The organism is Enterobacter sp. RHBSTW-00593 (genome assembly GCF_013784105.1).
GTDB lineage: Bacteria > Pseudomonadota > Gammaproteobacteria > Enterobacterales > Enterobacteriaceae > Enterobacter > Enterobacter ludwigii.
Genome location: NZ_CP056393.1, coordinates 1,460,691 through 1,473,044 on the forward strand (window position 1 = coordinate 1,460,691; position 12,354 = coordinate 1,473,044).

Below are 12,354 nucleotides of genomic sequence, written 5' to 3' on the forward strand. Positions count from 1 at the left end.
CAGGCCGCACTAGACCACCCATTCACTCCCTTCAATACCATTCACCAGCAGCGTGCGTTTTTCCCCGGCCGGTAACGATATCTTCAGCGCTTTCCACGCCGGACGATAATCTCCCCGCGCACTGACCTTCAGGTTGATGGTGGCACCGTCGCATGCCATGTCCCATTCCACCCACAGCGCATTGCCGTTCTGATAGCCCCAGCTTTCACCATCGTCTTCAAACAGCAGGCCCGCGGTTGAACCGACGCCTTTCACCGGGAACAGTTTCAGCTCACGGGTAGTGTCTTTTTCCGCGCTGACATGCGTAATGCGTTCGCTGAGCGGCAGACCCGCACCGGCACGTACCAGCAGCGGCAATTTCTCCAGCGGCGCATCACGTACGATCCACTGCCCGCCAGCGAACCACTCGTGGGTGTAAAAATCGTACCAGCCCGTTTCGTTATCCGGCAGCCAGACGCGTCGCTCGCGCTGCCCGGCCTCCACCACGCTGGCCACCAGCAGGTCGCGACCCAGCAGGAAATCATCGTTCTCTTCAAACGTCTGCGCATCGTGTTCGTGGTCGAGGAAGGTCGGGCGTAGCATCGGTTCGTCGTCAGCATGCGCCTGCCAGAGCAGGGTATAAAGGTACGGCAGCAGACGATAGCGTAATTCAATGGCACCACGAATAGCCGGCGTCACGCCCGGATACATCCACGGCTCGTTAACGGTGTGGTCATCATTCCATGAGTGAATGGTAAAGCGCGGATGCATCACACCGTTTTGCACCCAGCGTACGAACAGTTCCACGTCGGGTTTGTCGCCGGAAAAACCGCCGACATCATGCCCCACATTAAACAGCCCGGACAGGCTCATTCCCAGACCCATGCGGGTGTTATAGCGCAGGGTGTCCCAGCTGGTACGATTATCGCCGCTCCAGGTCTGGACGTAACGCTGCATGCCCGCGCAGCCGGAGCGGGAAATGAGATACGGACGTTTTTCCGGGGCAAAACGCTGCTGCGCTTCCAGCGAGGCACGCATCATCAGCAGCGGCATCACCGGGCGAATGTGCTTGATCGCGATTTCCTTGCCAAAGCCGTGGCAGCGGGCTTCGCCATCCCACACTTCATATTCGTTGTTGTCGTTCCAGGTGGAGTCGATCCCCATCTCAAGCAGCTGCGTGGTTACCCCTTCCTGCCACCATTTCACCGTCTGTGGATTGGTAAAATCGAGGTGAGAACCTTCGTCATCCCAGAAGCTGGAGCGTTCTGGCGCGTCGGTTTCTGAATCGCGGATAAACAACCCGTTTTCCGCAACTTCGTTATAGCGCGGGTGATCCTGCAGCAGGCATGGCTTGATGTTGGCCGCCAGCTTTAACCCCGCGTCGTGGAAAGCCTGGGTCATCACCTTCGGCTGCGGCACCTTGTCGTGGTTCCAGTTAAAGACGTAGCGCTTGCCGTTGATCGAGGTATAGCCCGAAGAGAGCTGGAACGAGTCGCAGGGAATAGCATGTTCTTCGCACAGACGAATAAAGTTCATCAGCTGGTTCTGCGCATCCGGCGCGTCGGTGTAATGCATGGTCGAACCGCTGTAACCCAGGCTCCATTTCGGCCCGAAGAGCGTTTTCCCGGTCAGACGCACGAAGGCTTTGGTCACGTCCAGCGCCCGTTTTCCCGTGAACAGGTAGTAATCGATGTCGCCCGCTTCCGCCTGCCAGCGACGATAGGCAGTGTGATAGTTGTCAATCTCGTTGCCCAGATCCAGCCAGCAGCTGCTCAGGTTGTCGTAGAAGAGACCGTAGCTCACGTCATCGCGACGGGTGAGGGTGAACGGAATATGTTTGTACAGAGGATCGGTGCTGGCCGCGTTGTACCCCATTGCATCGAGGTTGCGCATCTCGTAGCGTTTACCGTTACGCTGCAGATCGCCGGCTTTCTCACCCAGACCGTAGAAGCGTTCATCCTTGCGGCGGCTCAGGTAGTGCGCTGCACCGTCGCCATGGGCATTCAGCAGATAGGCACTGGTTGGACGGTCGTTGACCAGCGGCTGCCACTCACCCGCCTCATTGCGGTAGTGCCACTCCAGCCACAGCGGCTGATGCACGGTCACACGCAGCTGTTCGGTAGCAACCGTCAGCACGTCGTCCTGTTGCGTTAGCGTCCAGGCGGGGCAGGTGAAACCACTCAGGTCGTCGCGGCGGCGACCTTCCCACGGCACATCTTGTTGCGGGGCGATGCTCCAGGTGCGATCCAGCGTCAGCTCACCTTTGCGTTTAATCAGCACGCGGAACAGATTTTCTTCCAGCACATACAGGCACAGACGGTGCTGGTTATCGACCAGCAGTTCCAGATGATTTGCCGACTGCTTATCAACGGTCCAGTTTTTCAGGGTTTTCATATGCAATACATCCACTATCAGGCGCGCTTGGCGCGACGTTCAGCAATAAATGCCACCAGGAAAACAGCGCCAATCAGGTCAAAGAACCCCATGGCAATAAAGAGCGGGTTAAAGCCGATTTTGTCGGCGGTCACCCCAATTAACAGGGAGAACAGGAAGCTGGCGATCCAGGCCGCCGAGCCGCGCATGCCGTTAACGGTCGCCATCTGACCTTTATCAAATGACTCCACGACCAGGGCGCTGAGCATGCAGGAGATGATCTGATGCCCGAAACCGCCGATGGAGATCAGCACGATGGTGATATACGGGTCGCGGGTAATGGCCACGACCGCCAGGGAGATCATCAGGAATGCGCCGGTGACGGAGCTGGCCACCACCGAGTTCACACGGCTGCAGCCGAACAGTCGGGCATACAGACGGGTGAGGTAGCCGCTTGCCACGCTGCCGAGGTCCGCGGCAAGGAACGGCAGCCAGGCAAACATCGCAATCTGCTTCAAATCCATGCCGTGCTCTTTGGCGAGATACAGCGGAACCCAGAAGCTCAGCACGGCCCAGGCCGGTTCGGCCATAAACGCCGGAAGGGCGATACCGTAGAAGCGCTTATTTTTGGAGACATTTTTCAGCGCGGTGAGGAAGGGCAGTTTTACCGCAGGCGGTTCGTTATCCTGCTTGATAAACGCCAGCTCGTCCTTGCTCAGGTTCGGATGCTGTTCCGGGTTGTGGTAAAAAGCCCACCAGAGGATCACCCACAGCAGCGCCAGCACGCCGGTAAACATAAACGCGCCCTGCCAGCCAAACGAGGCGTGCGCGAAATAGATGATGGGCGGTGCCAGCATCGCGCCAATGGAGAACCCTACGCCCGCCCACCCGGCCGCGACAGGACGTTCCGATTTCGGGAACCACTCGCCAATGGTTTTCGCATTCGCCGGCGTGGCGGCCGCTTCAGAAGCACCCATAAAGAAGCGCAAGATAGCCAGGTGCAGCCAGCTGCCCGCCCCGGCGTGGAAAATACACATCAGCGCCCAGATCCCGGCGCAAACCATAAAGCCAATTTTCAGACCAATCACGTCGATCAACCAGCCGCACAGAGGCTGGAAAATGGTGTAGGCAATCTGAAATGCCCCGACGATCCAGGAGTATTGCTCGGTGGTGATCCCAAGGCTCTCTTTCAACTCAGGGGCGAGAATACCCAGCGAGTTTCGGGTGATGTAGTTAACGGTGACGCCCAGTAAGAACAGCACCAGCACATACCAGCGCAGGTTCTTAATGACGCGACGGGTTTTGCTTGTCGCAACGGTGTTATTGATGTCCTGACTCATTTTACTCTCCACAAGACGGACGGTAAGGGGACGGAGGTTCAGGTGTCACACAGATTTTTATGGCTTTGATTTCTATCCGTTTTAATTTAGAAGTTGCTATACAACTAGTATGGAAGTGGTGTGACAAATTCACCTTAAGGGAGAAAATGAGCGGGCAATAGTGGATTTTGTGCAAAATTTCTCATCAATGACATAAATCATCTGGCATGATGCTTTTTATGCCCGTTACTGCCTGATGAGTACGCTATGAAAATTTTTTCATTTCGCAAATGGAGCCAGATCACAAAATGGACAAAAGGCTAAAAATCACCGAAATTGCCGCCCGCACGCAGCTCTCCATCAGCACCGTGTCGCGGGTGCTGGCAGGAAAAGCGAACACCAGTGAAAAAGCGCGCGCCAGGGTGCTGGCCTGCGCGCGGGAGCTGGGGGTGATGGACGGTCTGGCGGCGGGGCGTCTGCTGCTCAACAGCCTGGTGGTTTTTGCGCCACAGCGCGCCTTTGACGAGCGGTCCGACATCTTTTACTACCGGGTGATCCAGAGCGTGAGTAAAGGCCTTGCTTCCCACGATGTCCGTCTGCGTTATTGCGCGCTGGAAGAGAATGACAGCGACGCACAGCTTTTTCTGGCACGGATGAACGAGCCGGAGACACAGGCCGCTATTCTTCTCGGTATCGACGATCCGCATATCTACGATCTGGCGGTGGATGTGGGTAAACCCTGCATGCTGATTAACTGCCGCGACCGGCATATGCGCCTGCCTGCAGTGGCACCGGACCACCGCGCGATAGGTGAGCGGGCCGCGGACTATCTGTTTGAAATGGGACACCGTGAGGTGATGAATGTCCTCTGCCTGCGGCGTTACACCATGGAACTGCGTCTGGCCGGGATCCGCGATGCGTGGCAATCTCACAACCTGAAATTCAACGATAAACGCGATCTGCTGGTGGCTCCGAGCTTCAGCGCGCGTGAAACGGAAGAGCTGGTCACCTCCTGGCTCCGTCAAATGCAGGGTAAGGATCTGCCCACCGCATTTTTGGTCGGCGGCGATTTTATGGCGGCGGGCACCATCAGTGCGCTGCAAAAACAGGGCTTGCGCGTGCCGCAGGATATCTCGGTGATGAGCATTGACGGGTTTAATCTGGCGGCCATTCAGGATGTTCCGCTCACGGCGGTGCACGTACCGCGCGATGAACTGGGAACCGAAGCGGTGCATATGCTTCAGCAACGGCTGATGCGCCCGGATGCGCCGGTGGGAACATTATTGCTTAACGGCACGCTGGCCGTGCGGGGATCTGTCCGGCGGATACGTCAGGGGAAACGACGTACCGCCGTGGAGCGGGAAGGGTTATACGACAATTAAGCCATGCCCAGTGCACGCTTGCCGTGAATATTCAGATCGTTCACGGTAAAGCGGTCCTGCCAGTTTTTTTCATAATCTTCGCGCGGGAAATCGCCCGGCGATGCACCGGTTTCCAGCGCTGCTTTCACTTTTTTCGCATAGGCGAGGTTTTTCTCGCACATCGGGGCGGCAGGGATATACATTACGTTGCCCCAGCCTTGCTGATTTTCCACCGGTGCAACGGAGTGGATCACGTCACAGTGCCACCACACGGAATCGCCTGCTTCCAGTGCTGGGATGCTGCTCAGCGCTTCGATTAACAGCGGATGCCATTTCTCGGAGACCGGCAGGACACGTCCCGGCGCGACGCCGCAGAGTTCATCTTCCGGGACATCATCCAGCAGCGGACGCAGCAGAATGTAGGCCATCGCTTCCGGAATAGGCACCACATGCAGCAACCCCTGACCCGGGATCATATCTGACAGCGCCGTCCAGCCCTGGAAGGTGCGGAATACAGAACATTTTGTGGTGTTATCCACGGTGTACTCTTCCACTTCGGTACGGTGTGCGGCGTTCCACGGATCGTATTTATCCACGTTGCCGTCAAAAACGCGGGCAAAGACCTGCTGATAGGCCGGCAGCAGCCAGCGCTCCAGCGCGCCGGAATCGGTATGCGCGCCCAGCCCTTTAGAGGTGGTACCCGGTGGGCGACGACGAATACGGTCCGGATAAATGACGCTGACGTCCGGATCGAACCACTGTTTGCCATTACTCTCGAAGGTCCATAAACGGTTCAGGAACGACTGTACCTGCGCCATCTCTTCACTCTGCCGGGCCTGCATTTGCGCCTGCGACCAGTAGATAGGATAAATTTCCGGACGTGAGGCGGTTAAGGTACCAAAGAAGTTATCGCCCGGACCTTTATAGACCTCATCAAACCGGTTGAGATCGAGGTAGTCGAGCATCGATTGATCCCACGCCAGCGCCTGCTCGCGAGGGAAGTGTCCTTTAATCACCGCGCAGCCACGGCGTTTGACCGCGTCACGCTGTGCCTGGGTGATCGTCCCGTTTTTCACATCCGCAAACGGGATAACCGGCCAGACGGTTTCACCTTTGTTCTTCAGGGCATTAATTTCCGCCACGCGGGTCGCGATTTTATCGCTGAGCGTGTCGAATACCGCCTGAACGTCTCCGATCTGCGCACGTAGTTCACGCTTCAACTGACGAATCGCTGCTTTATGGTCCGCAGGCAAACTTTCACTGGTAAACGTCATAACTGCCTCGCATCTTTCATTCGAAAGTAAAAATATCTACAAGTGATACTTTAAGTTAAAAATTAGTTAATGCAAGTTTAAATATTTGACGTGTTCCACAGGATGGAAAAAGAGTGAGGTACCGGAGCAGTGCTCCGGCAAGAGAGAGATTACGCGTCGAACGGGGAGTGGTCGTCAAGCACGGCCTGAATCACATTCAGTGCGCCCTGATGGTTGTTGTCATCCGTGCTGTAGCGGCAGATCGTTTTGATGCTCTGCGCCGCGTTGCCCATGGCAAAATTGTATTTCACCAGCTTCAGCATTTCCGCATCGTTGCCGCTGTCGCCGATGGCCACGCACGCCTGTGGGGAGATTTTCCAGCGCTTCAGCAGACGGCTAATACCGTTGGCTTTGTGCAGGCCCGGGATAATCAAATCGACAAACCCAAAACCGCTGGTGACGGGTTTCATAATCCCGTCGAGGGAGACGTGCAGTTTGTCGACAAGATTCGGGATATCGCTGTCCGGCAAATTCAGGGAGAATTTGAACAGCACGTCGTCAATTTCGCGGTAATCACGGATGCGTTTTAAGCGGTGGTAGTGCTTTGACATGAGCGCCACAAACGCGTCTGGCGCCCGTTCGCTGACGTAGGCGCTCTCCAGCCCACAGGCCACAAAGTTGAGCGCGTTGTCTTTCAGCAACTCGCCAATGACAATTTGCGACTCATGGCGGGTCAGTTCACCGTGAAAAATCTGCTCACCGTGATCGAACACCAGCGCGCCATTTTCCGCCACGAAGGAGATCTGATCTTTCAGTTCCGGGAAGAAGGAGATGAGCTGGTAATACTGGTTGCCGCTGGCGACAACAAATTCAATATCACGGGCTTTAAGCTGCTCAAACTGTGCCTGAAAGCGGTCGCGGTCGTACTGCTTGGCATCATCAAGGAAAGTTCCGTCCATATCGGTGACGATAACTTTTACGGTCATACTGTGCTCCTGAGTCACTGCGTTTGAAACATTCTAATAACAAGGTGACGGAGAGCACAAATTTAATTTCATTCGAAAGTCAAAGCAAAGCGGCAACCGAAATTGCCGCTTAAAGACAGGTTCCCTCTCCTTGATGGGAGAGGGCATAAGTTTGAAGAGAGTTAAAGCGTGTGCTCGGTACGCGCAATAATATCGTCCTGCGCATCCGGCGACAGGGCGGTAAAGAACGCGGAGTACCCTGCGACGCGCACCACCAGGTCACGATACTGGTCCGGGTGTTTTTTCGCTTCCAGCAGCGTTTCACGCGAAACGATGTTGTACTGAATATGCCAGCCCTTGTGCACTTCAAAGAAGGTACGCAGAAGCACCATCAGTTTCTGACGGTCACTGTCATTTTCCAGCGTCGATGGGTTGAGCTTCTGGTTTAACAGTACCCCGCCGAGGATCGCTTCGGTTGGCAGTTTGCCGACAGAGCCGATCACCGCCGTCGGGCCGAGGTGGTCAGTACCGGAGGCCGGGCTGGCTCCTTCTGCCAGCGGAGTATGCGCCTTACGTCCATCCGGGGTTGCCATCGTTGCCGCGCCAAACGGCACGTTCGCGGAGATAGATGACGTGCCGGCATAGTAGTTACCGCCAATCGGACCACGGCCATAGCGCGGGTTATGGTACTGCTTCAGCTCGGCGATATAGGTTTCGTAGGCACGGGTCAGCAGCATATCCACGCTGTCGTCATCGTTACCGTATTTTGGCGCGCCGTTGATAAGCCGCTGACGCAGCTGCTCGTGGGTCAGCCCGTCGAAATCATCGGCCAGAGCGGCGGCCAGCTGTTGCTGACCTATCGTACCCTGTTCGAAGACCAGTTTTTTCACCGCGGCCAGGCTGTTGCCCAGGTTAGCAATACCCACCTGCAGGCCTGACACCCAGTCATACTTCGCGCCGCCTTGTTTGATGCTTTTCGCGCGCTCTATGCAGTCATCCACCAGCGCTGAGCAGAGAATATCGGGGACGTTCTCTTCAAGCATCGTGTCCACCACATACTCAATCTCGATAGATTTGCGGGTGTAGTAGCGGATCTGGGTATCCCACGCTGCCATCACCTCTTCGAAGTTATCGAAGTTACCGGCAGAGAGTGCTTTCTCCTGTGGCAGGAATACCTTACCGCTGGTGGCATCGCGGCCGCCTTCCAGCGCTGCCAGCATCACGCGGGCAAAGTTGATAAAGCTCATGCCGGTGCAGCGATAACCCCATTTGCCACCCACTGCGGTTTCGATGCAGCCAATTGCGGCATAGTCATAGGCATCCTCTTTTTCGACGCCGAGCTTGATGAATTCCGGAATGACAATCTCATCGTTGTTGAACGCGGGCATACCAAAGCCGCAGCGGATCACCTGCACGCAGGCGTCGAGGAAGTCATTGCTCATGCCCGCATGATAACGCACGCTCAGGTTTGGCTGCGTGGAGCGCAGGCGACCACAGGATTCCAGAATCGCGTAGCTGAGCGGGTTGACCGCGTCCATAGGCTCACCGTTGATCAGCGTCTGTCCACCGATGGTGACGTTCTGATACAGCGGGCTACCCGCTGAGGCTTTGGAGTGCGAGCCGGAGCGGATTTTGTTCACTTCCAGCAGCTTCAGCCAGCAGCTGTGCAGCAGCTCAATGGCATGTTCGCGGTCGAGGCTCTGGTTTAGCTCCACGTCGCGGCGGTAGTACGGATAGAGGTACTGGTCCATGCGGGCAAACGAGACGGAGTGGCCGTTGGACTCAATCTGCAGAATCAGCTGAATGAAGTAGCACAGCTGCAGCGCCTGCCAGAAGGTTGTTGGCGGCTGATGGGCGATTACATCACAGTTTTCTGCCATCGCCAGCAGCTCGTCGCGACGGCTTACACGGGATTCGGTTGCCGCCATTTCACGCGCCAGCGCGGCGAAACGTTCGATGTGCAGGCTGACCGCTTCCAGCACAATATCGATCGCTTTCAGGAACTGTTCCCCGTGAAGGTCGTCGAGCACCGTCAGGTTGATACGCGAACGACGCTCGGCCACTTTGTCGCGCAGACCATCGAGACCTTTTTCCAGCAGCAGCGGGAAGTTAACCGCCAGGTGTGCGTCGCCGGAGGTCATGTTACCTTCCGCTTTGATAATGCCGGTTTCCAGCAGCCCTTTTTGCTCGTCGGTGAACATGCCGTAGCAGCGATCCTGCACCGTCTGGCCGCGCCACCATGGGCAGATCTCATGCAATACGCGCTTGTTTTCTTCGCTCACCGCAAAGCCTGCGCCCGGACGGTCCGCCAGATCGTCAATCTCTTTTTCAATCCACGAGACGGTGTATTCCGGGAAAATTGGCGCGGCGCGGACTTCACTGGCCTGGTTACCGATGATCAGCTCATCATGTTTTATCCAGATGGTGCGCTGCGCGAGGTGATGTGCCAGCGCCAGCGCGCGACGCACCGGGATCGGCTTGTCCATATGCTGCTGGTACATCTCGGTGTAATGCAGGGCGCGCTCGGTACAGACCGGCGGCTTCACGATATGCACGAGGGCCGTTTTGTGTGCTTTTATGCGCTCGCTAAGGGTGCTGAGATTCAGGGTCGTCATAAGTTTATCCTCGTAAGGTCGCGGTTAACCCTTTCTGGCAGGCGTACTGCTGTGCGAAGTCCAGAAGCGCAGGATCATCCAGCGGTTTATCAGGGGCAGAGTAGGGTTGGCCGAGCAGGGTATATTTGTTCATGCCCAGCGTGTGGTACGGCAGAAAATGGATCTCGCGGACGTTGAGTTCGTCTGCGGCAAAATTGGTGATGGCGGTAATCGACGCTTCATCGGCGTTGAAGCCCTGAATCAGCGGTACGCGGAGGGTGACCTGTTTACCGGCGGCGGCCAGGCGTTTCAGGTTATCAAGGATCCGTTTGGCGGAACCGTCGGTCCACTGTTTGAACGTCCTGCCATCAACGTGTTTCAGGTCCGCCAGGAACAGATCGACATACGGTAATGACGGTGCAATATAATGCCATGGCACGTGGAGACAGGTTTCCACGGCGGTATGTATGCCTTGCTCATGGCTGGCTTTAAACAGGGCATGAGCCAGATCGGGATTCATAAACGGTTCACCGCCGGACAGGGTTATCCCGCCGCCGCTGCGGTCATAGAAGGGCTTGTCGCGCAGTACGGTGGACATAATCTCTTCAACCTGCTTTTCTTCACCACAGACGGTGAGCGCCTGCGTTGGGCAGCAGTCGGTGAGGGCGTCGAGAGTCTTTTCGTTAAGCTTTTCACGGTGGATAACCAGCCCATTCAGCGCACGATCGATAATGCCCGGCGCCGCTTTCTGGCACAGGTCGCAGCCTTCCAGGCACAGCCGCGCGTCAAAGAGCACATCCCGGTGGCGGGAGCGGCTTTCCGGATTCTGGCACCAGCGACAGCCCAGCGAGCAGCCTTTCAGGAACACCACGGTACGAATACCGGGGCCATCGTGGGTAGAGTAACGCTGAATATTGAAGATCATGTTTTCGCCTCTCATATTGCATATGAAGATTAAATTACTTTCGAATGAAAGTTATCTTGATGCAGGTCAACTCCTGAGCAGGTTTTGTCGTGATAGGGTAAGTGCAGGCTAAATTTGAGGGTTACATCATGGAACTTTATCTCGATACTTCCGACGTCGCGGCAGTGAAACGGCTGGCGCGTATCTTCCCGCTGGCGGGCGTGACCACGAACCCCAGTATCGTGGCGGCAGGGAAAACGCCGCTCGAGGCGCTGCTACCGGCGCTGCAGGATGCGCTCGGCGGGAAAGGTCGCCTGTTCGCGCAGGTCATGGCGACCACCGCTGAAGGGATGGTGGAAGAGGCGCGTAAACTGCGCACCATTATCAACGACCTGGTGGTAAAAGTGCCGGTAACGGCGGAAGGTCTGGCGGCGATCAAAATGCTGAAAGCGGAAGGGATCCCGACGCTGGGTACGGCGGTGTACGGTGCAGCACAAGGGATGCTATCCGCGCTGGCGGGCGCTGAGTATGTTGCCCCTTACGTTAACCGCGTGGACGCGCAGGGCGGGGACGGGATCCAGACGGTGGTTGAACTGCAGCAGCTTCTGACGCTGCATGCCCCGCAGTCAAAAGTGCTGGCCGCGAGCTTCAAAACGCCGCGTCAGGCACTGGACTGCCTGCTGGCAGGTTGTGAATCCATCACCCTGCCGCTGGATGTTGCTCAGCAATTTATTACTTCGCCTGCGGTGGATGCGGCAATAGTGAAGTTTGAGCAGGACTGGCAAGGGGCGTTTGGCAGAACGACGCTCTGATACGGTTGCCGGGTTATGCTAACGCTTGCCCGGCTACCATTTAGCGTCCGCATACCTCACAGCCGGGGTTGCGCATCAGTTTCATCTCGCGGAACTGGCAGGTCATCGCGTCATACATCACGATTTTCCCCGCGGCAGGCGTCCCGTAATGCGCCAGCACTTTGATCGCTTCCATAGCCTGCAACGAACCTATGACGCCGACTAACGGAGCCATGACGCCCGCCTCCACGCAGGTGAGGGCGTTCTCGCCAAACAGACGGCTCAGGCAGCGATAGCACGGTTCGCCCCCGGCGTAGGTAAAGACGCTGATTTGGCCTTCCATTCGAATGGCGGCACCGGAGACCAGCGGCGTTTTGTGGGCAAAACATCCTGCATTCAACTGATTGCGAATGGTGACGTTATCGGTACAGTCCAGCACCAGATCGTGTCGTGCTATCTGTGCCGACAGCGCCTCATCATCCAGCAGGGCGTCAATCAGGGTGAACTTCACGTTAGGATTGATGCGCACCAGCGCCGCGCGGGCCGATTCCACTTTGGGCTGGCCGAGGGTCGCGTCGCTGTGCAGCGTCTGGCGCTGAAGGTTCGACACCGACACGGTATCAAAATCCAGCAGCGTCATATTGCCCACCCCCGCCGCGGCCAGATACTGGGCCGCAGCGCAGCCCAGCCCCCCCAGCCCTACGACCAGCACCCGTGCTGCCTTAAGCGCTTCCTGGCCGTCGAAATCAAAACCGCGCAGAACAATCTGGCGGTTATAGCGCATCATCTCCTGGTCGCTGAGTTCAGCCGTCATG

The 12,354-nt window shown here is 56.8% G+C and carries 9 protein-coding genes; 2 read left to right on the forward strand and 7 right to left on the reverse strand.

What is annotated here, in order from left to right; translation table 11 throughout:
* Positions 1–9: 9 nt before the first annotated feature.
* Both HV242_RS06880 and HV242_RS06885 read right to left on the reverse strand, forming a co-directional pair.
* Entirely contained in the window at positions 10–2,373 is a 2,364-nt protein-coding gene (locus tag HV242_RS06880) for a glycoside hydrolase family 31 protein (RefSeq protein WP_050737354.1), read from the reverse strand.
* Positions 2,374–2,390: 17 nt separating this feature from the next.
* Positions 2,391–3,692: an MFS transporter gene (locus HV242_RS06885; protein WP_020884899.1), complete on the reverse strand. Its 1,302-nt coding sequence runs from the start codon at positions 3,690–3,692 to the stop codon at positions 2,391–2,393.
* A 287-nt stretch (positions 3,693–3,979) separates the two neighbouring features.
* Here HV242_RS06885 and HV242_RS06890 point away from each other — a divergent pair, with 287 nt between their 5' ends.
* Positions 3,980–5,053, forward strand: coding sequence for a LacI family DNA-binding transcriptional regulator (locus tag HV242_RS06890; protein WP_032681377.1), 1,074 nt, complete (start codon positions 3,980–3,982; stop codon positions 5,051–5,053).
* Here HV242_RS06890 and HV242_RS06895 read toward each other — a convergent pair.
* The 4 genes from HV242_RS06895 to HV242_RS06910 form a co-directional block, all read right to left on the reverse strand.
* A complete protein-coding gene (locus HV242_RS06895) occupies positions 5,050–6,306 on the reverse strand; it encodes a DUF1479 domain-containing protein (RefSeq protein ID WP_014169275.1) in 1,257 nt (418 codons plus the stop codon). The genes HV242_RS06890 and HV242_RS06895 overlap by 4 nt on opposite strands.
* Before the next feature lie 149 nt (positions 6,307–6,455).
* Complete coding sequence (locus HV242_RS06900) at positions 6,456–7,271, reverse strand: Cof-type HAD-IIB family hydrolase (protein ID WP_025204614.1); 816 nt, start codon at positions 7,269–7,271, stop codon at positions 6,456–6,458.
* 161 nt (positions 7,272–7,432) lie between these two features.
* Positions 7,433–9,865, reverse strand: coding sequence for a formate C-acetyltransferase/glycerol dehydratase family glycyl radical enzyme (locus HV242_RS06905; RefSeq protein ID WP_047743836.1), 2,433 nt, complete (start codon positions 9,863–9,865; stop codon positions 7,433–7,435).
* A gap of 4 nt (positions 9,866–9,869) precedes the next feature.
* Positions 9,870–10,769, reverse strand: coding sequence for a glycyl-radical enzyme activating protein (locus HV242_RS06910; protein ID WP_032681375.1), 900 nt, complete (start codon positions 10,767–10,769; stop codon positions 9,870–9,872).
* Positions 10,770–10,897: 128 nt separating this feature from the next.
* Here HV242_RS06910 and fsa point away from each other — a divergent pair, with 128 nt between their 5' ends.
* Positions 10,898–11,560: a fructose-6-phosphate aldolase gene (gene fsa / locus HV242_RS06915; RefSeq protein WP_020884894.1), complete on the forward strand. Its 663-nt coding sequence runs from the start codon at positions 10,898–10,900 to the stop codon at positions 11,558–11,560.
* A 40-nt stretch (positions 11,561–11,600) separates the two neighbouring features.
* On the opposite strand, the gene moeB is transcribed toward fsa, so the two are convergent.
* Positions 11,601–12,353, reverse strand: coding sequence for a molybdopterin-synthase adenylyltransferase MoeB (gene moeB / locus HV242_RS06920; RefSeq protein ID WP_032681373.1), 753 nt, complete (start codon positions 12,351–12,353; stop codon positions 11,601–11,603).
* Position 12,354 lies beyond the last annotated feature (1 nt).